The following is a 19,340-nucleotide window of genomic DNA, read 5'->3' on the forward strand; positions in this document are numbered from 1 at the left end:
GTGATAATAGGCATCGATGTCGGGGGCACTCACATCGACGCTGTACTTTTAGGCAACGGGAAGATAATAAAAAAATCAAAGGTGCCCTATGCCTCAATTTCAATGATTGAAGGTATTTGTCGGGCGGTTGATGAACTTTTGAAAAACGAAGGTCCCTGTGAGATTGAGCGGGTTAATTTAAGTACCACTTTATGCACTAATGCAGTCCTTGAGGGGAAGACATCACCCGTAGGCATGATATTGGAAAGCGGCCCCGGCTTAGATGCTTCATTTTTAGCGTGCGGTGAAGAAAACGTATTTCTCGATGGCTACATAGATCATCGCGGCCAGGAAATTAAGCCTTTTAATGAGAACATAGTCAGAGAGGCTGCTGTTCGGTTTAAAGAGAAGGGAATTTCAGCCATCGGAATTGCGACAAAATTTTCCGTCCGGAATCCCATCCACGAGTTAAAGGTAAAAGAATTACTAGGAGTAGATTTCTTTCCTGTCGTAATGGGACATGCCCTTTCCGGAAAATTGAATTTCCCGAGAAGAGTTTACACTACTTATCTTAATGCGGCCGTGTATGAACGCTTTAGTTATTTCTCTTCAGCCATAGAGAAAGCTTTTGAAGAAAGAAGGATAAAAGCTTCAGTAAATGTGCTCAAGGCTGATGGTGGGACGATGAATCTTAAAAAAGCAGTTTCTTTCCCGGTGTATACCATTCTGTCAGGTCCTTCTGCCAGTGTAATGGGATGCTGGGGGCTTTCCAGTATCAACGATGATGCGGTTATTTTGGATATAGGTGGTACTACGACAGATATTTCTTTTTTTGCAGGAGGGGTTCCCTTACTCGAGCCGAAGGGGATCAGGATAGGGAATTATCCTACCGTTGTGAGGGCTATTTACTCTCACTCGGTTGCAATAGGCGGGGATAGTGCTGTTAGGTTCGAACGGGGCAAACTGGCTATAGGCCCCCGAAGGGAAGGACCGCCTAAAACTTTAGGGGGACCGGTGCCTACACCCACTGATGCAATGATATTGATGGGACTTTTAAATGCCGGTACAAAAGAAAAAGCTTATCTTGCCATGAAAGAGTTAGGAGATATTATGGGGATTTCTCCGGAAGAAACAGCGAGATTAATTCTTGAAAGAATGGGAGATATAATTAGGGAAAAGGTGGAAAAGCTATTAGAAGATATAAACAACAAGCCGGTTTACACCATTCGGGAGCTTTTGTACGGGGAAAAGATATCTCCGAAAAAAGCCGTCATAATCGGTGGGCCTGCTAAGGCTCTGTCTCTGGTGCTGGAACGGAAGTTAAAAATTCCGTGTGTTGTTCCTGAAAACTTCGAAGTGGCTAATGCCATCGGTGCCGCTTTGAGCAGGGTGACGGCAGAAATTACCTTATTTGCTGATACAGGGAAGGGGTATCTAACTGTACCGGAACTCGGAATAAGGGAAAAAATAGGCAAGGAATTCAATTTGGAGAAAGCCCGAAAGCAAGCGATGGAATTGATAAAGGAAAGGGCGTCAACGCTGGCGCCGCTTTCCGAAGAGGCGGAGGCGGAAATAGTAGAGGAGTCATGCTTTAACATGGTGAGGGGATTTTATACCGTCGGCAGGAACATAAGGGTCAAAGCTCAGATAAAGCCCAGCGTAACCAACCTTACTTAAAATAAATTGGGAGGGTTAATGATGCTTAAGGCAAGAAACAAGCTGGGGTTGGTTTTTTTCCCGGCTTTTGATTGGGCCATAAGCCCAACCCATCCTGAAAGAGAAGAAAGGCTGCTTTATACCTTGGATCAAGTCAGCGAAGAAGGCTTGGAGGATATAGAAGGCATTGAGTTTTTTAATCCAGTGTTGGCAAAAGAGGAAGATATCAAAAGGGTGCATTTTTGCGTGCCGGATGTAGAGTCGGTGGTGACCAAATCCCACTTGATTTCGGCAGGTGGGGCCATACAAGCGGCAAGGGCGCTGTTGGAAGGAAAGGTCGAAAAAGCTTTTGCCATGGTCAGGCCACCGGGACATCATGCCCATAGAGTGGTATACGGCGACCGTGGGTTTTGCATAATAAACAACGAAGCGGTAATGCTAGAACACATAAGGCAATACTTTGGACCAAAAAAGGTGGTCATAGTCGACACCGATTGCCACCATGGAGATGGCACCCAGGACATCTACTGGAATGATAGAAATACACTTTTTATTTCACTACATCAGGATGGAAGAACGCTTTATCCCGGAACTGGTTTCCCGGACGAATTAGGAGGACCCGGCGCTTATGGATATACTTTGAATATACCCCTTCCCCCCCAAACCGGTGAAGAGGGTTTTCTTTATGTTATTGAAAACCTGGTAATGCCTATAATAGAAGAATACAAACCCGACCTCGTAGTCAATTCGGCCGGTCAGGACAACCATTATACAGACCCCATAACCAGTATGAATTTTACAGCGCAGGGTTATGCTAAACTGACCGAACTTTTAGACCCCGACATAGCGGTTTTGGAGGGAGGGTATTCCATAGAAGGGGCGCTGCCTTGCGTGAATCTGGGCATAATTTTGGCTTTGGCCGGCCTTGACTATTCGCATGTGAAGGAACCCGACTATGAGCCGGATAAAATGAGACAGCCGGCGTGGATTTCCGATTACATAAAGCGCCTGTGTGACGATATATACGGGCGGTGGCTTCGCAAGGAAGAAATTGCAAGAAAGATGTTCGATGGAAAGGACTTTGTCCGTAGGAACAAAAGGATATATTACGACACCATAGGAATAATGGAAAATCAAGAAGAGACTATAAAGGTTTGCAGGTCATGTTCGGGGTATACTTTGATAAAGTCAAAATGCGACCTCGGGTATTTTATCCTCGCAGTTGTAATCCCTCCCGGAGCTTGTAAAGAATGTGTGGAAGAAGCCCGGAAAATTTACGAAGCTGCAGACCCCGATGATTACACAGGGGTATACCTTCAGGATAAGGTAAACGACGAATTTAAAATAAAAAAGTAATAGAAAAATATGGATGAAGAAAAGACCTCCTGCCTGGTAAAAATATTTACTGATAGAGTGCAGGAGGTGAATTTTTTTGAATTCAATCCAGGGAATGGTTGAAGCTTTTTTAGAAAGCAATCAGAAACTGGAATCTCTTAGCAACCAGATTAAATCGAACTTAACAAATGATGTTAGAAATTTAAAAAATATCCAGGATAGTCTTAAACAGGTAAAAAGTTACGTGGAAACCAGTCTTAAGGATCTGGAAACGGGTCTTGAACAAAACCAGAGCCTGCTTTCAAAGTGGCTGGCCGGGTCCAACACAAAGTTGCTGCAAAAACAGGCGGGGCAGCATAGAATAAACATACTGGAGAAAATTGCTGAAGTAGAAAACGCTTTTGACCAGTTTATAAGTACTTTTGAAAGGCGGGTAGAAAACTTTAATTCTTCAGTCCAAGAACTGGTCCTTAATTTAAAAAACATAGAAAATCAACTAAAAAATGGCTTTTATCAATCATCCAGTGCACATCAAGAGGCGTATGTAAATCCCGTAATGTCGATTCAACAGACCATTCAGCAGGTTCTATCGACGTTAAGCGCTGCCCAGGAAAACGTTATAAAAAACCGGGTTCTCAGTCAGTTCAGCAATTCGCTCGATAATATTCTGCAATAACCATATTTTTTTTGTTTAAATCAAATTCCCCCGGGTATATTAAAAAAGAGAAAAACAATAAAGGGGGATAATTATGGCTGAAAAAAAGGACCTGGAAGCGACGATTCAAGAAAGGAAAAAAGATGTAGAATTTTCTAATGAGATAGCGGAAAGGGTAAGGCAATCTCAGTTCCAGCAGTATCAGCAACAGCAACAACAGTTGGCCGGACAGCAGACAGCCAATCAATTTCAGCAATTGCTCAATCAATTAAAAAACCAGGCCCAAACTCAGCAGCAGCAGACCGACAATCAGGTTAGCCAGGCCATACAGCAGGCGATAAACGCCCTGAATCAGGCTCAGCAGAGCATTCACGCAAACCAGGTCTTTTACCAGATGAACCAGCTTTTAGACCAGTTTAATAAGCAACTCCAGCAGTTGAATCAACAGCTTAATGCTCAGCCAAACCAAGCCTTTGGGCAGCAGAACCAGCAGCAATTAGGACAATTAAATCAGCAATTACAACAGATTCAGCAACAGCAGCAGCAAATCAGCCAGCAGCTCCAGTAAAAAGAGAGGTTGTTTTTCAACCTCTCTTTTGGTTTGCTCTTGACATATAAAATCGGTAGAATATAATGTAAGTGCGGATGCGAGTCGGTGTGAACTTTTACCCTTCGCATTAGGAAGGGAATTTTTTATTAAAAGGGGGGAGCGGCAAGGTGGACGCCGGTCCTAGTAATAAGCGAAACAATTTAAAATTTGCCGGGGCCATCTTGCCGCTCTCCGGCGGCAGGATGTAGCCCCGAGTTTTTCGGGGAGGGAAGCGGATGAAAAATGAAAGGGAGGTCGCTCTTTTAAAACAGTTAATCCTGTCTAGAAAAACCGACGAAATAAAAAGAATACTGTCTAGATTGCATCCTGCAGACATAGCGGAGATTTTGGAAGAAGTAAAAGACGAAAATAAAAAGGTTTTTTTTGAACTGATGGACCTAGAAAAAGCCACCGAAGTGCTCGAAGAGCTCGAGCCCGAAGAGAGAATTCCTTACATTGAATCGATTCCCGAAATGCATCTCGTGAAAATTTTAGAAAATATGTCGGTGGACGAAATAATAGACCTGCTCCAGAAACTGCCCGATGAAAAAGTTGAGAAATTGATGGCAAAATTGCCACAGGAGCATCAACAGGAGTTAAAATCCCTCATAAAACTAGCTCAAGATTCTGCCGGCGGCATAATGACCACCGACTATGTTTACCTATACGCCGACAAAACAGTGGAAGAAGCTATCGAAGATGTAAGGAAGTTTGGAAAAGAAGCTGAAACCATATACTACCTTTACGTTGTGGATAAAGAAAAGCACCTTCTTGGAGTTTTGTCCCTAAGGGAACTCATAGCCGCTCCGAGAAATAAGAGGATTTCTGAAATTATGCATAAAAAAGTGGTCTCGGTCAGGGTGGACGAAGATCAGGAAAAGGTTGCCCAGCTTATTTCTAAATATTCACTTTTGGCTATACCGGTTGTGGATGAAGAAAATCACATCCTGGGAATAGTTACGGTAGACGACGCTATGGATGTACTTGAAGAAGAAACCACAGAAGATATCCATAAACTTGCCGGAATAACGCCTGAAGACGAGATACTCCTTACCACCAATATTTTAGGAGCTGTAAAAAAGCGGCTCCCGTGGCTGGTGGTCTGCCTTTTGGGGGACTTAATCTCAGGGGTCGTTATAGATGGATATTCGACAGTCCTTGAAAAGGTGATGGCAGTTGCTTTCTTTATTCCTGTGTTAATGGCTACAGCCGGAAACGTAGGAACCCAGTCCCTGGCATTATCCGTAAGGGGGCTTGCTACAGGGGAGATTTCAATAAAAAACGTGATGAAATTTTTAGTTGGCGAAACCTTTGGCGGCATGTTCGTGGGAGTTTCATGCGGAGCGATAATAGCTACTGTAGCAGCTTTATGGCAAAAAGATATTAACCTTAGCTTGGTTGTTGGTGCTTCTATGAGCATAGCAATAATGTTTTCCGCATTTATAGGTGTGTTGATTCCGCTTATTTTTTACAAAATAAAAGTTGACCCTGCCGTGGCTTCAGGGCCGTTTATCACCACCATTATCGATGTTACTGCATTACTTATCTATTTCGCCCTTACGGTGACGTTCCTGGGGATTAAAAAAACGGTGGCATTCGGGAGGTTTTAACAATGGGCACCAGTTTGAATTCAAACGAAATCAAACAGCTTTTAAGAGAAGGCAATTTTATAAAAGTAGTGGAAATTTTAAAAGATAGCCACCCCGTCGACATAGCCGAGCTATTTTCCGACCTCGAGTCCCAGGAATGTCTTGAGCTTTTCAAAAAATTGGAATTCGGAACCGCCAGGGATGTACTGGAAGAACTAGAGCCCGAAAAAGTAACTTTCATTTTAACTCACATAGCACCGGAAGAAGCTGCTCTTTTGCTGAAAGAGATGTCAACCGATGATTTGGCCGATTATCTGGGGATGCTGCCAGAAAGCGCTCGACAGAAATTTTTGCATATTATGCACCAGCAGGAACAAAACGAGATAAGGTCCCTGCTTTTATACGATGAAAACACTGCCGGCGGCAGAATGACCACCGAGTTCATAGCTTTTCCGAAAGATATGAAGGCAAAGGAAGCGTTGGACAAATTGGCAGAAATCGCTCCGGATGCTGAAATGATATATTACGTCTATGTCGTGGATGACGGCGGCAAATTACTTGGAGTTCTCTCGCTTAGGGACCTAGTGCTTTCCGAACCAGATATACCTCTTTCGGAAATTATGTATACCGATGTAAAAAAGGTTTTCGCAACTCAAGACCAGGAAGAAGTAATAAGACTTATGGCTAAGTACGGGTTTTTGGCCTTGCCGGTGGTGGATGAGAATAACGTTCTTTTAGGCATTGTAACTTTCGATGATGTGATGGATGCAGCCCAGGAAGAGGCTACCGAGGATATTCTCAAAATGGCGGGGGCATCGGAAGAAATAGCTCCGGAAAAAACTTCGCCGCTTTTTAGGGCCCGCAGGAGGTTGCCATGGATATTGGTTGCACTTTTCGGGGAAATTGTATCAGGAAACGTTATAAAAAATTTTTCAGAAACACTGCAGGCAGTGGTAGCATTGTCGTTTTTCATTCCGCTCTTGATGGATATGGGGGGTAACGTGGGCACCCAATCGGCTGCAATAGTAGTAAGAGGTCTTGCTATAGGACAAATTGAGCCTCTTTTGATATGGAAAAATGTTATAAGGGAAAGTGGCGTGGGGGCAATATTGGGGCTGATTAACGGTGCGATTGTGGCTGCCATAGCATATTTGTGGCAGGGTGCTCCCGCTTTGGGGCTCGTAATCGGGCTATCCATGGCGATGAATCTAACCATAGCGGCTTTTTTAGGCACTTTCATACCTTTGATGTGGAATAGACTCGGACGCGACCCTGCAGTGACTTCGGGGCCTTTCGTAACGACGCTCCTCGATGTAATAGGGCTTCTTGTATATTTCAGCACGGCTAGGCTAATTTTGAGATTGTAAAACAAAACCCCTGCCTCCAAGGCAGGGGTCATTTAATTACCTGGAGCATGAAAAATTTCAGGTACCTAGTTTCATTTGAGGCAGCAAGAATAGGATGGTCTTTTGCCTGAGTTCGGGTTTCTATAACCCTGAGGGTAACGTGCGCATCCCAGGCAGATGACTCTATTATTTCCCAGAACAGGTCTTCATCCACATGGTGGGAACATGATGAGGTGATTAGAAATCCTCCGGGTTTTAAAATTTTTAGAGCTCGTAAATTTATTTCCTTGTACCCTCTTATAGCGCCTTCTAAGGCTTGTTTATTTTTGGCAAAAGCAGGGGGGTCCAATATGACTACGTCGAACTTTTTTCCGCTCTTGTAAAAGTGCCTCAAAACGTCAAAAGCGTTCCCTTCGTGAAATTCTATGATGCCTTCAAAGCCGTTCAAGGCGGCGTTTTCCCTGGCAAGTTCAATGGCTTCCCTGGATGAATCAAAGGCGATGACTTTTTTAGCACCGAAACGGGCGGCGGATAAAGCGAAAGAACCGGTGTAACAGAAACACTCCAGAACTTCGGCGCCTTTTACGAAGGGCCCTATGGCGAGGCGGTTCTCCTTTTGGTCGAAAAAGTAGCCGGTTTTCTGGCCGTTTATGACGTCGACGTAAAGTTTTAGGCCGTTTTCTTCTATGAGGATTTTTTCCGGGACGTTTCCAAAAAGGCATCCTTTAGTGAGAGGCAGCCCCTCCAATTCACGGACAGGAACGTCGTTTCTCTCATAAATTCCGCGAGGTTGGAACATCTCCCGGAGGATATCCACGATGACGTCTTTGAACTGTTCTATACCCAGAGCCAGTGTTTGAATTACGAATACGTCTTCGAATTTGTCGACTATGAGGGCCGGCAGGAAATCAGCTTCCCCATAAACCAGCCTGAAACTCCCGTTAAATCCCAATTTTTGCCGGTATTCGAAGGCGTCCTCTATCCTTTTTTTGAAAAAATTTCTGTCGATCTCCTCATCTTTGTTCCTCGTCAAAATTCTCACGGTTATTTGCGACAGGGGATTTATGTAGCCCCTGCCCAGAAATTTACCTTTAAAGTCGTATACTTCCACTAGGTCGCCAGGGCTGTAATTTCCCTCGATTTTTTCTATCTCTGTTTTGAAAACCCAGGGATGTCCTTTTTCTATTCGCTTTTTTCGATGAGTGGTCAAAATTACTTTGGCCAATTTTTTACCCCCTGTCTAAATCGAGCTCCACAGCTTTAGCGATAATTTTCTGGATGTCGGACATTAGGATGAAAAACCTCTGCTCTGCCTCGAGATATTTCTTTATCAGCGAATGGTGCGAAACTATGTCGTAAAGGTTTTGAAGTTGCCTTTCTGCCTCTTCAGTAGGCTTGCCTGAAAGTTTTAAGGCCTCAACTTCGAGATGCTTTGTCCTGAGTTCCCTTAGCATTTCTTCGGCCTTAGAGTCTTTTTTAAGTTCTTCGGTTGCCGCTTTAAGTTCTAGGTATTCCTGAGAGCGGGAAAGAGCTCTTGCAAGTTCGTGGGCAGCATCGTATACGTTCAATGTGGTTACCCCCCATATTTTTTATAAAGTAAAAAAGGTCTTCTATCGAGCCGGCATAATCCGGCTTCGGTTCTATGCCATTTCTATTTATCATGTAATCAATTACCAGGAAGGTTTTTATGCCCAACTTGGATGCTATTAAATCTTCTTCCACATCGTTTCCCACCATCAGGCATTCTTCTGGAGCTTTGCCTATTATGCTTAAAATCTCTTCATAATATTCCAGCCGGGGTTTAGTAAAATGCATGTTTTCATAAGTAGTGATGAGTTTAAAGCTGAAGTTTTCGGCATTTATCCAGCGAAGCCTTTCGCGAATGGCTATTTCGGGGAAGATGGGGTTAGTGGCTATTACCAGCTCTAAGCCAATACTTTCTGCTTCCTTAAGAATAAAGGAGGATATGGGATTCGGTTTCATTACTTTTTTAAGTTCTGGAAATCTATTCTTGTAGAAATCTCCTATTTTGGTGAGGATCAATTCCCTTTCGCATTCAATGCCTTCGAAAAAATTCTCCCAGAAGACCTCCTTGTTGGTCTTCCCAGGGTCCGTGTTGTTAATCATCGCATAGGTGGATTCCCAAAGCTTCTTTACGAAAAGGTCTTGAGGTATCAATGTTTTCATTTCCCACGAGAGCATTTTCACGTAATTTTCTATGAATTCTTCGGTGTCCAATGGCAGGAGGGTGCCGTCTAAATCAAAAAGTATCACCTTCATAAAATCATCTCCCACAACTTTGCAAAAACTTAAATTGAAGGCGATTACAAATTATATTATACTATTTCAAAGGAGGAAAAGTCGATGAGAATATTGGCCGATTTTCATACTCATACTCGTTACAGCCACGGATGCGGAAGTATAGAGGACAACGTAAAAGCGGCGATAAAAAAAGGTCTGAAGGCCATAGGAATATCCGAACATGGTCCTGCCAATATAGGCATCGGCCCTACCCTTGACGATTTTAAAAAAATGAAAAAGGAAATAGAAGACTTACGAGGTAAGTACACAAATATCAAAATACTTTTTGGTTGCGAAGCCAACGTAATAAGCGTCGACGGAAAACTTGACCTGCCCGAAAAATTGCTGAACGAGCTGGATTACGTTATGGTTGGACTTCATCCGATGGTGTGGTGTAGGTCTTTAAAGGACTTCTGCCATATTTTTTTTGAAAATTTTGCTGCCAAAAGGATAATTAAATTGAAGTCGAAGGTGATAGAGCAGAATACCCGGGCTTTGATAAATGTTCTAAAAAATTACAGAGTGCATATAATTACCCACCCTGGACTTCACGTTCCGATAGATACGGCTGCTCTAGCTGATGCCGCAGCATCCTGCGGTACCGCTATGGAAATAAACGCTGGTCACGGGTATATGACACAAGGATACGTGAGGATTGCAAAAAGCTATGGCGTTAAGTTTGTCATCGGCAGCGATGCCCATTCTCCTGAAAAGGTAGGGGAAATGGAAAGAGGAATAGAAATTGCCATTAAGGGGGGACTTACCGAGGAAGATATAATTAACGCAAATGCAAATTGGGAGGAGATTTTATGGAGGAAGACGCGAGATTTATAATTATAACGGGACTTTCAGGAGCTGGCAGAACTCTGGCCCTTCGGATATTTGAGGACCATGGATATTTTTGCGTAGATAACCTGCCTCCTGCGCTAATACCAAAATTTGCCGAGCTGTGTCGTCAGACGAGAAAAAACAAAATAGCGCTTGTCATAGACATAAGAGGGGGCGATTTTTTCGACCATCTTTTCGAGAGTTTAAAAAGCTTAAAAAACATTGGCTATTCGTATGAGATTTTATTCCTCGATGCTTCCGACGAAGTTTTGATAAAACGCTACAAGGAAAGCCGCCGCCGTCACCCACTGGCGCCTGAAAGAAGGATAATTGAGGGGATTAATCTAGAAAGGAAAAAACTTGAGCCACTTAAAGCCACATCAAACATAATCATCGACACGTCATTTAAGACTCCTGCCCAGCTTAAGGAAGAGATAGTGAGAAGATTTATCGAGACAGAAAAGGAAACGGGTCTTTTGATTAACCTGGTTTCTTTCGGGTTTAAACAAGGCTTGCCCCTGGACGCAGACCTGGTTTTTGACGTGAGGTTTTTACCAAATCCGTTCTACGTGGATGAACTCAGGATGCTTTCCGGAAATGATCCCAGGGTAAGGGAGTTTGTAATAAACTGTCCCGAGAGCCAAAAGTTTCTGGAAAAACTTACCGACCTTTTAAAGTTTCTCATCCCGTGCTATATCCGGGAAGGGAAATCTCAGCTCGTGATTGCCGTAGGATGTACCGGTGGAAGGCACAGGTCTGTGGCCATAGTCAATGAACTTTCAAGTCTTTTGAGAAAAGAAGGTCATAAAGTAATAGTAGAACACAGAGATGAGAGCGGTAGCGAGGGGGGAGCGTAATGAACTATAATGTAGTTGCAATAGGGGGTGGAACAGGCCTTCCCAATCTGCTCAGGGGATTAAAACGGTACACCAAAAACATTACTGCAATAGTAACGGTTGCCGACGATGGAGGTAGTTCTGGGATTTTGAGGGATGAACTGAAGATGTTGCCGCCTGGTGATATAAGAAACTGCCTTTTGGCTTTAGCGAATACGGAACCCCTGATGGAAAAACTTTTCCAGTACCGATTCAATGCGGGTTCGCTTAAAGGGCACAGCTTCGGCAATTTGTTTTTGGCGGCGATGACGGAAATACTTGGGGATTTTGAGCTGGCGATAAAGGAATCAAGCAAGGTGCTGGCGGTAAGTGGGCAGGTTTTGCCTTCTACTATCAGCGACGTAATACTTGCAGCCGAATTTGAAGACGGCACAGTAATAAAGGGTGAATCGAAGATCCCTAAGATAAGGCGAAAGATTAAAAGAATACGAATTATTCCAGAGGATGCAAAACCGCTACCAGAGGCCTTGGAGGCGATAGAGAGGGCAGATGCGGTCATCATAGGCCCCGGGAGCCTTTATACAAGTATACTGCCGAACCTTCTCATTAAAGATCTGGCTAATGCTGTTAGGAGTTCTAGAGCGAAAAAAATTTTTGTGGTCAACGTGATGACGCAACCCGGGGAAACTGATGGATATACTGCCTTCGACCACGTAAAAACTATTATTGAGCACGCAGGGAACAATTTGATAGAATATGTAGTCGTTAATGCCGAAAAAATTCCGGAACACATACTTTTGAGATACTTGGCAGACGGAGCTTGCCCCGTGACATGCGATGAAGAAAATATTAAGGAATTGGGCTGCAAGGTGATTTACGGGGAATTATTAGGTTTTGCGGACGTGGTAAGGCACGATCCGATAAAGCTTGCCAAAGTAATAATAGATATAATAAAATAAAGAACAAAGCATTATATCGTGAGGCGGGTGGCGGTGTTGTCATTTTCGTCGGAAGTGAAGGATGAACTTTCACGAATTTCGGCGGAAAGGGATTGCGAGCTAGCGGAACTTGCCGCAATTGTTAGGATGAGCGGCAGTATTCAGATAACTGGTGGCGGTAGAACTATCAATATAAAGATAACTACGGAGAGCGCCTCTACAGCGAGAAGGTTTATACAGCTTTTAAAAAAGTTCATCGAGGCCGAAGTGGAAATAGTGGTTTTAAAGGAAAAAATGAAAAAGCATAATTTGTACGAAGTGACTGCCAGCTCATCTGATATGGGTGACTTTTTAGAAAAAATTGGTATACTTTTTAAAAAGGAAAGGTTCTATATAAAGGACAATATTAAATCAGAGCTCATAAGAAAACGGTGCTGCAAAAAAGCATACTTGCGGGGTGCTTTTTTGGGTAGCGGGTCAATCAGCGACCCTAAGGGACCATATCATTTAGAATTCGTAGCCGTGAGCAGGGTCCAGGCCGAGTCCCTTGCAAAACTTATAAATAGTTTTGGATTAAATGCCCGGGTAGCGGCGCGAAAAGATGCTTTTGTGGTATATCTTAAAAATGGCGATGATATCCGGGACCTGCTGGGATTGATAGGTGCTAGCGAAAGCTTGCTGAAATTTGAAGACATCAGGGTTTTAAAAGAGATGCGAAACAGCGTAAACCGCCTCGTCAACTGCGAAACCGCAAACCTGAATAAAACTGTGGATGCAGCCATCCGCCAAATTGAAATGATAAATTATTTAAAAAAAAGTGGGGTTTATGAACATCTACCTTTTGGGCTCAAGCAAATAGCTGAGCTCAGGGTAAAACACCCTGATTTAAGCCTTAAGGAACTAGGACAGTTGATGACGCCGCCTTTAGGCAAATCGGGGGTAAACCATCGCCTGAAAAAATTAGAGGAATTTGCAGAAAAAATCAAATCCAAAAAGGAGGAAGAATTATAATGTACGAAAAAACGATAGTTGTAAAAAATAAGACAGGCTTACACGCAAGGCCTGCAGCTATGTTTGTTCAAACTGCCAATAAATTTAAATCGGAGATTTTTGTTGAAAAAGAAGGCAAAAAAGTGAATGCTAAGAGCATAATGGGCGTGATGTCGCTGGCAGTAAGTCAGGGGACAACTATTACTATTTTGGCTCAGGGTGAAGATGAAAAGGATGCGGTAGAGGCCTTGGTCGAGCTTGTAGAGAGCAGATTCGGTGAAGAATAATTTTTAATGGCCGGGGCTTAATAAAAACCTCCGGCGGGGGAATATTTATGACAAAACACGATAAGATAATAAAATATATCAAAAACCTAAAAGTAGGCTCGAAAATATCGGTGAGGCAGCTTGCACAAGAACTAAATGTCAGTGAGGGCACTGCATACCGAGCCATAAAAGATGCTCAGCTTAAAGGTCTTGTCTCAACTATACCGAGGATAGGAACTATACGAATAGAGCAGACTGATGAAGAAAATATAGAGAAACTGACGTATGCCGAAGTGGTCAATATAGTAGACGGCAGCGTAATTGGAGGAACTTCAGGCCTTCATAAGCCTCTTAAAAAGTTTCTCATAGGGGCTATGGAAGTGAATGAAATGCGACAGTACATCGAGCCGGGAGATTTGTTAATTGTAGGTAATAGAAAGGAAGCTCAGCTCCTTTCGCTGACTATGGGGGCTGCGGTTCTCATTACCGGTGGATTTAAAGCCGAAGAAGATGTGGTGAGACTGGCAGATGAAAAGGGGATGCCGCTCATCACATCGCCTTACGATACTTTTACGGTGGCCACCATAATAAACAGGGCCATCTTTACCAGGCTGTTGAGGAAGGATGTGGTAAGGGTAAGGGACGTTATGGTTGAAGACCCTTATTATCTCGATGAAAAGGCAACAGTAGGCGATTGGAAAAAATTGGTAAGAGCTACCCGCCACAGCAGGTTTCCTGTTATTAACGGTGAGAACGAGGTAATAGGCATAGTTACGACCAACGATGTGGCTGATTTAAAAGATGAAGTATCGATAAGGGAAGCGATGACGAAAGACCCCATAACGGTGGGTCCTGAAACACCGGTAGCACATGCAGCCCATCTCATGGTCTGGGAAGGAATCGAGCTCATCCCCGTAGTAGAGGATAAAAAGCTTATAGGAGTTATAAGCCGCCAGGACACCATAAAGGCTTTTCGCAGTTTGAGCCTTCAGCCGCAGATTGCAGAAACGGTGGATAGCCTGATTATGGACCACTTCAATGTATTTAAAACCGAAAGTGGAGTGCGACTTCAGGGCAAGACAGGACCAGTTATGTTGAGCCCTTATGGAGTCCCAAGTCACAGTTCTCTGATTAACGCCATGGTCAACGCTGGCATCAATGCATTTAGAAGCAAAAAGCGGCCAGAGGTTATCCCCGACAGCTTTACGGTTTACTTTTCAGGTTCGGTACAGTTGGATGAAGAGATAGAAATAAAGGCAGATATTATCGAAATAGGAAGAAGGTCCGGGAAGGTAGAGATAAGTCTTATTGGCGGCGGAGATTTGATTGCAAAAGCGATAATGTCGGTTAAAGTTTTAGGCAGGTAGGTGACTTTAATGGCCGGCTTTGTCCACCTGCACGTTCATACGAATTTCAGCCTGCTCGATGGTGCATGTGACATAGCGAAATTGGCGCAGAGGGCAAAAGAACTTAGGATGGATGCAATGGCCATTACGGATCACGGCGTGATGTACGGAGTAATAGATTTTTATAAGACAATGAAATCGATGGGTATAAAACCTATAATTGGTTGTGAAGTTTACACGGCAAAGAGAACTATTAACGACAGGAAGCCTGGTATAGATGATGACCAGTATCATTTGGTGCTTCTTGCGGAAAACAAAAATGGGTACCAAAATTTAGTTAAATTAGTATCTATGGGTTTTCTTGAAGGATATTATTACAAACCCCGCGTAGATAGAGAACTTTTAAGAAAACACAGCAAAGGCCTCATCGCCTTGAGCGGGTGTGTTGCTGGGGAGATACCTCAATATATTCTAAACGGAGAATATGAAAAAGCGAAAAATGCAGCTTTGGAATTTCAAAATATCTTCGGAGAGGGTAATTTTTTTCTAGAAGTTCAAGACCACGGATTAAAAGAGCAGAAATTGGTAAATTCCGGGCTTATAAAGTTGAGCGAAGAAACCGGCATCCCGCTTGTTGTGACAAACGATGTCCATTACATCATGAAGTCGGACGAGCAGTTTCACGATGCCATGCTGTGCATACAAACCGGAAAAACCATAAGGGATGAAGACAGGTTAAAATTTAATTCCTCAGAGTTTTACCTGAAGTCAGAAGAAGAGATAAGGGGGCTTTTCCCGCACCTAAAGGAAGCGGTGGATAACACCGTGAGGATTGCGAAAAGGTGCAATGTGGAACTCGAATTCGGACAGGCACACTTGCCCCGCTTTGATGTCCCCGAAGGTTTTACAGAAGACTCTTATCTAGAAAAACTCTGCTACGACGGTCTCAAAAAGAGATATGGAATGGTTACTCCTGAACTTAGGAATAGACTCGACTACGAGCTGGATGTAATAAAAAGAATGGGTTATTCCAGCTATTTTTTAATAGTGTGGGATTTTGTGAATTTCGCTAGAAAAAACGGCATAATGGTAGGACCAGGCCGGGGTTCTGCCGCCGGAAGTCTGGTGGCCTACTGCCTATACATAACCAATGTGGACCCGCTTAAGTACAACCTGCTCTTTGAGCGGTTTCTCAATCCGGAAAGGGTGACGATGCCAGATATAGACGTGGATTTTTGTTACGAAAGACGTCAAGAGGTCATTGATTACGTAGTCGAAAAATACGGTGCCGAAAGAGTCGCACAAATTGGGACCTTCGGAACTATGGCGGCACGGGCGGCCATTAGAGACGTGGGCAGGGTTCTCGGTTATCCTTATAGCGAAGTGGATTCTGTGGCCAAAATGGTTCCTATGGAGCCGGGTATGACGATTGAAAAAGCATTGACATTAAATCCTGAACTTAAAAGGCTTTACAACGAAAACGAGAGGATGAGAAAACTTTTAGACACAGCAAAAGCTTTGGAAGGTTTTCCCAGACACGCTTCTACCCACGCAGCGGGCGTAGTAATTTCAAGCCGACCTCTGGTTGAACTTGTTCCGCTACACAAGGTGGGGGATTCTACAGTATCCACCCAATTCACCATGACTGCTCTTGAGGAACTAGGCCTTTTGAAAATGGACTTTCTCGGATTAAGGACGCTTACAGTGATACAAGATACGCAGGAACTAGTAAAAAGAGCACGGGGGATCATAGTAGACCTTGAAAGAATTCCGTTAAACGATAAAAAAGTTTATGAGATGCTGGGCAGAGGTGAGACAACAGGCGTTTTTCAGCTTGAAAGCACCGGTATGCGGAACCTCTTAAAGGAGTTGAAACCTGAGCGTTTTGAAGACATAATAGCGGTCATAGGACTTTACAGGCCCGGCCCTTTAGGAAGCGGCGCTGCCGACGAATTTATAAAAAACAAGAACAACCCGGAAAATATAAAATACCTTCATCCCAAATTGGAGCCCATCTTGAGAGAAACTTACGGAATAATTTTGTACCAAGAGCAGGTTATGAAAATAGCCCAGGAGCTTGCAGGTTTCAGCCTGGCCCAAGCCGATATCTTGAGGAAAGCCATGGGTAAAAAGCAGCAGGAAGTTATGGAGGCGCAGCGTAGCTCCTTCATAAAGGGATGCATCGCCAACGGCATAGACGAAGAAACTGCCAAAAAGATATTCGAAGAGATTTCGTATTTTGCAGGGTATGGTTTTAACAAATCCCACGCTGCTGCCTATGCAATGGTTGCATACCAGACCGCATATTTAAAGGCCCATTTTCCAGTGGAATTTATGGCGGCTTTGCTCACAAGTGTTAGGCACAACACCGACAAGGTAGCTCATTACATCGAAGAATGTAGACTCTTAGGAATCGAAGTTCTTCCCCCTGATATCAATGAAAGTTTTGAGTTTTTTACAGCAAAGGATGGTAAAATCCGGTTCGGGTTGACCGCTGTAAAAAATGTAGGAGAAAACATGGCAAGGGCCATAATAAAGTGCAGGGAAGAGAAAGGAAGATTTGTTTCATTCAGCGATTTTTGTGAAAAAATGGGTCCTGCTGAAATAAATAAAAAAGCTGTAGAAAGCCTTATCAAAAGCGGAGCTTTTGATTCGTTGGGTGTCAGGCGTTCTCAGCTTTTAAGAGCTTTCGATGATGTTTTAAGCCGGGTGCAGAAAAATCAAAGACAAGCGATGAAAGGCCAACTTTCGCTTTTTGAGATGATTGACGATGGAGAAGCGATAAGAGATGAATTACCCGATATTCCGGAGTATCCTCAAAATGAGATGCTCGCGATGGAAAAAGAAGTTTTGGGTCTTTACATAAGCGGGCATCCCCTTAGGGAGTTCGAAGACCTCTTGAACAGGAAAACCACATTGAAAAGCAGTGATCTTAAAGGGGATGAGATCGATATCGAAGACAATTCGCAGGTCATAGTCGGCGGTATGATTACTGATATAAAAATAAAATATACGAAAGATGAAAAACTCATGGCCTTCATTACACTAGAAGATTTGACAGGGTCGATTGAGATTATTGCATTTCCGAGCGTATACGAAAGGTTTACCGATGAACTAAAGCAGGATAGCAAAATATTGATTCGAGGAAGGGTGGATTTAAAGGAAGAAGAGACGCCGAAAGTGATTGCAGAAGAAATTGAGCCTTTAGAGAAGAGAAAAGAGGGAGTACTTGTCATTTCGTTGAGTGAGTATAATGGAAAAATAGATGAAAAAATAGAAAGCTTGAAGGAGTTTTTCCTTTTGCATCCGGGGAATATCCCTGTTACAATTTATATTGTAAATAGTCTGAAAGCGATTTTGGTTGACAAAAGCTACTATGTGAATTATTCTGAGGAATTTTCCAAAAAAATATGCAGTATCATTGGACCTCAAAACTGCCTTTTTATAGAAAAGGCGATTTGAGGCTTGAGAATAATAAAACAATAAAAGGAGGCCCCGGAGATGTGGACTGTAGTGTACATGGCTACCGACAAAGAAAATGCGGATAAAGTGGTCAACGCTTTGAAAGAAGAAGGATTTTTGGTGAAAACGAAGGAGATAATGAAGAGCAAAAGGCGGGGATGTTATATAGAAATCCTAGTGCCGGAATCTGAGGCGGAAGAAGCTCAAAAAATGATTTTGGAAAAAAATCTGTAAGAAGGGGAGAATAATGTGAAGAGGATAGGAGTTCTGACAAGTGGCGGAGATGCGCCGGGAATGAACGCTGCTATTAGGGCGGTTGTCAGAAGCGCCATATATAATGGCGTGGAAGTTTATGGCATCAGAAAGGGTTACGCAGGACTTTTGGCCGGCGACTTCATAGAAATGAGCTTAGGGTCTGTCGGAGATATAATCCACCGGGGAGGCACTATTTTGAGGACCGCCCGCTCGGAAGAATTTAAGACAAAAGAAGGTATGGAAAAAGCTGTAAATAATATAAAGCAACTCGGAATTGAAGGGCTCGTGGTGATTGGCGGAGATGGGTCTTTCAGAGGTGCGGCGGAACTTGCAAACAGAGGAATACCAACAATAGGCATTCCGGGCACGATCGACAACGATATTCCGTTTACGGATTATTCGATAGGTTTCGATACTGCCGTCAATACAGTGGTTGAAGCCGTCAACAAGATAAGGGATACGGCTACATCCCACGAAAGAACCTTCATTATAGAAGTTATGGGGAGGGAATCGGGGCACATCGCCCTCTATTCCGGAGTAGCATGTGGAGCTGAAACTATCCTTGTCCCGGAGAAGCCCTATACGATAAAAAATGTTTGTGACAAGATAATGAGCGGTTACAAGCGCGGCAAGCTCCACAGTATAATAATTTTAGCCGAAGGCGCAGGAAATGCTTTTGAGATTGGCCAAAAAATTAAGGAAGTAATCGGGCTTGAAACGCGGGTTATAGTACTGGGGCACCTTCAAAGGGGAGGTACTCCGACGGCTTTCGACAGAATACTCGCCAGCCAGATGGGCGGAAAAGCGGTGGAACTTTTGTTAAATGGTGTTAGCAACAAAATGATAGGTTGGGTAAAAGGGGAACTTATAGTCACGGACCTGGAGAAAATATTTTCCGCCCAAAAGCCATTGAACGAGGAACTTTACAACCTGGCGAGCGTATTAGCTATATAAGCTGGGGAAGGTGTT

18 protein-coding genes are annotated in these 19,340 nt (G+C 43.5%); 15 read left to right on the plus strand and 3 right to left on the minus strand.

From position 1 onward, the window contains the following. The 6 genes from BUB66_RS00170 to mgtE (BUB66_RS00195) all read left to right on the plus strand — a co-directional run bounded on the left by BUB66_RS00170 (window position 1) and on the right by mgtE (BUB66_RS00195) (window position 7,170). Window positions 1-1,656 (plus strand): hydantoinase/oxoprolinase family protein, encoded by a 1,656-nt coding sequence (locus tag BUB66_RS00170; RefSeq protein WP_073252931.1) that lies wholly within the window; start codon window positions 1-3, stop codon window positions 1,654-1,656. A gap of 21 nt (window positions 1,657-1,677) precedes the next feature. Further along, the gene (locus tag BUB66_RS00175; RefSeq protein WP_073252933.1) at window positions 1,678-2,991 is read left to right on the plus strand and encodes a histone deacetylase family protein; all 1,314 of its coding nucleotides are present in this window, start codon (window positions 1,678-1,680) and stop codon (window positions 2,989-2,991) included. A gap of 76 nt (window positions 2,992-3,067) precedes the next feature. Next, a complete protein-coding gene (locus tag BUB66_RS00180) occupies window positions 3,068-3,646 on the plus strand; it encodes a hypothetical protein (protein ID WP_073252935.1) in 579 nt (192 codons plus the stop codon). A gap of 73 nt (window positions 3,647-3,719) precedes the next feature. Next, entirely contained in the window at window positions 3,720-4,193 is a 474-nt protein-coding gene (locus BUB66_RS00185) for a hypothetical protein (RefSeq protein WP_073252937.1), read from the plus strand. A 257-nt stretch (window positions 4,194-4,450) separates the two neighbouring features. Then, complete coding sequence (mgtE, locus tag BUB66_RS00190; protein ID WP_073252939.1) at window positions 4,451-5,824, plus strand: magnesium transporter; 1,374 nt, start codon at window positions 4,451-4,453, stop codon at window positions 5,822-5,824. A gap of 2 nt (window positions 5,825-5,826) precedes the next feature. After that, window positions 5,827-7,170 (plus strand): magnesium transporter, encoded by a 1,344-nt coding sequence (gene mgtE, locus BUB66_RS00195; protein ID WP_143156164.1) that lies wholly within the window; start codon window positions 5,827-5,829, stop codon window positions 7,168-7,170. 28 nt (window positions 7,171-7,198) lie between these two features. Here mgtE (BUB66_RS00195) and BUB66_RS00200 read toward each other — a convergent pair whose 3' ends face one another. Genes BUB66_RS00200 through BUB66_RS00210 form a run of 3 tightly spaced genes read right to left on the minus strand, consistent with a single transcriptional unit; the run spans window position 7,199 to window position 9,429 of the window. Further along, window positions 7,199-8,374: a class I SAM-dependent rRNA methyltransferase gene (locus BUB66_RS00200; protein WP_073252942.1), complete on the minus strand. Its 1,176-nt coding sequence runs from the start codon at window positions 8,372-8,374 to the stop codon at window positions 7,199-7,201. Between the two features lie 4 nt (window positions 8,375-8,378). Next, window positions 8,379-8,717 carry a YlbF family regulator gene (locus BUB66_RS00205; RefSeq protein ID WP_073252945.1) on the minus strand — a complete coding sequence of 113 codons (339 nt, stop codon included), beginning with the start codon at window positions 8,715-8,717 and terminating at the stop codon, window positions 8,379-8,381. After that, window positions 8,647-9,429 carry an HAD family hydrolase gene (locus BUB66_RS00210; RefSeq protein WP_073252947.1) on the minus strand — a complete coding sequence of 261 codons (783 nt, stop codon included), beginning with the start codon at window positions 9,427-9,429 and terminating at the stop codon, window positions 8,647-8,649. Before BUB66_RS00210 ends, BUB66_RS00205 begins: the two co-directional genes overlap by 71 nt. 84 nt (window positions 9,430-9,513) lie before the next feature. Here BUB66_RS00210 and BUB66_RS00215 point away from each other — a divergent pair, with 84 nt between their 5' ends. From BUB66_RS00215 to pfkA, 9 genes are read left to right on the plus strand one after another with little or no spacing between them, the layout of a single operon-like run. Then, entirely contained in the window at window positions 9,514-10,284 is a 771-nt protein-coding gene (locus tag BUB66_RS00215) for a PHP domain-containing protein (RefSeq protein WP_073252950.1), read from the plus strand. Further along, window positions 10,260-11,135 carry an RNase adapter RapZ gene (gene rapZ / locus BUB66_RS00220; protein WP_073252953.1) on the plus strand — a complete coding sequence of 292 codons (876 nt, stop codon included), beginning with the start codon at window positions 10,260-10,262 and terminating at the stop codon, window positions 11,133-11,135. The genes BUB66_RS00215 and rapZ overlap by 25 nt, the downstream gene beginning before the upstream one ends. Next, on the plus strand, window positions 11,135-12,073 hold the full coding sequence (locus BUB66_RS00225) for a gluconeogenesis factor YvcK family protein (protein ID WP_073252955.1): 939 nt from the start codon (window positions 11,135-11,137) through the stop codon (window positions 12,071-12,073). The genes rapZ and BUB66_RS00225 overlap by 1 nt, the downstream gene beginning before the upstream one ends. 27 nt (window positions 12,074-12,100) lie before the next feature. Then, window positions 12,101-13,063: a DNA-binding protein WhiA gene (gene whiA / locus BUB66_RS00230; RefSeq protein ID WP_244269687.1), complete on the plus strand. Its 963-nt coding sequence runs from the start codon at window positions 12,101-12,103 to the stop codon at window positions 13,061-13,063. After that, a complete protein-coding gene (locus BUB66_RS00235; protein WP_073252960.1) occupies window positions 13,063-13,329 on the plus strand; it encodes an HPr family phosphocarrier protein in 267 nt (88 codons plus the stop codon). Before whiA ends, BUB66_RS00235 begins: the two co-directional genes overlap by 1 nt. A gap of 47 nt (window positions 13,330-13,376) precedes the next feature. Continuing rightward, a complete protein-coding gene (locus tag BUB66_RS00240) occupies window positions 13,377-14,675 on the plus strand; it encodes a DRTGG domain-containing protein (RefSeq protein ID WP_073252962.1) in 1,299 nt (432 codons plus the stop codon). Between the two features lie 9 nt (window positions 14,676-14,684). Further along, window positions 14,685-18,116 (plus strand): DNA polymerase III subunit alpha, encoded by a 3,432-nt coding sequence (locus BUB66_RS00245; RefSeq protein WP_073252965.1) that lies wholly within the window; start codon window positions 14,685-14,687, stop codon window positions 18,114-18,116. 39 nt (window positions 18,117-18,155) lie between these two features. Beyond that, entirely contained in the window at window positions 18,156-18,350 is a 195-nt protein-coding gene (locus tag BUB66_RS00250; protein ID WP_073252968.1) for a hypothetical protein, read from the plus strand. Between the two features lie 15 nt (window positions 18,351-18,365). Next, window positions 18,366-19,325: a 6-phosphofructokinase gene (pfkA, locus tag BUB66_RS00255; protein WP_073252971.1), complete on the plus strand. Its 960-nt coding sequence runs from the start codon at window positions 18,366-18,368 to the stop codon at window positions 19,323-19,325. Window positions 19,326-19,340: the final 15 nt, after the last annotated feature.

Source organism: Caldanaerovirga acetigignens (assembly GCF_900142995.1).
Classification (GTDB): Bacteria; Bacillota; Thermosediminibacteria; order Thermosediminibacterales; family Thermosediminibacteraceae; genus Fervidicola; species Fervidicola acetigignens.

What these genes read in the sequence shown, in the direction of transcription:
- BUB66_RS00175 (WP_073252933.1), top strand. Translation starts at nt 1,678, where the DNA reads ATGCTTAAGGCAAGAAACAAGCTGGGGTTGGTTTTTTTCCCGGCTTTT.
- BUB66_RS00185 (WP_073252937.1), top strand. Translation starts at nt 3,720, where the DNA reads ATGGCTGAAAAAAAGGACCTGGAAGCGACGATTCAAGAAAGGAAAAAA.
- mgtE (WP_073252939.1), top strand. Translation starts at nt 4,451, where the DNA reads ATGAAAAATGAAAGGGAGGTCGCTCTTTTAAAACAGTTAATCCTGTCT.
- mgtE (WP_143156164.1), top strand. Translation starts at nt 5,827, where the DNA reads ATGGGCACCAGTTTGAATTCAAACGAAATCAAACAGCTTTTAAGAGAA.
- BUB66_RS00210 (WP_073252947.1), bottom strand. Translation starts at nt 9,429, where the DNA reads ATGAAGGTGATACTTTTTGATTTAGACGGCACCCTCCTGCCATTGGAC.
- BUB66_RS00215 (WP_073252950.1), top strand. Translation starts at nt 9,514, where the DNA reads ATGAGAATATTGGCCGATTTTCATACTCATACTCGTTACAGCCACGGA.
- rapZ (WP_073252953.1), top strand. Translation starts at nt 10,260, where the DNA reads ATGGAGGAAGACGCGAGATTTATAATTATAACGGGACTTTCAGGAGCT.
- BUB66_RS00225 (WP_073252955.1), top strand. Translation starts at nt 11,135, where the DNA reads ATGAACTATAATGTAGTTGCAATAGGGGGTGGAACAGGCCTTCCCAAT.
- BUB66_RS00235 (WP_073252960.1), top strand. Translation starts at nt 13,063, where the DNA reads ATGTACGAAAAAACGATAGTTGTAAAAAATAAGACAGGCTTACACGCA.
- BUB66_RS00240 (WP_073252962.1), top strand. Translation starts at nt 13,377, where the DNA reads ATGACAAAACACGATAAGATAATAAAATATATCAAAAACCTAAAAGTA.
- BUB66_RS00245 (WP_073252965.1), top strand. Translation starts at nt 14,685, where the DNA reads ATGGCCGGCTTTGTCCACCTGCACGTTCATACGAATTTCAGCCTGCTC.
- BUB66_RS00250 (WP_073252968.1), top strand. Translation starts at nt 18,156, where the DNA reads ATGTGGACTGTAGTGTACATGGCTACCGACAAAGAAAATGCGGATAAA.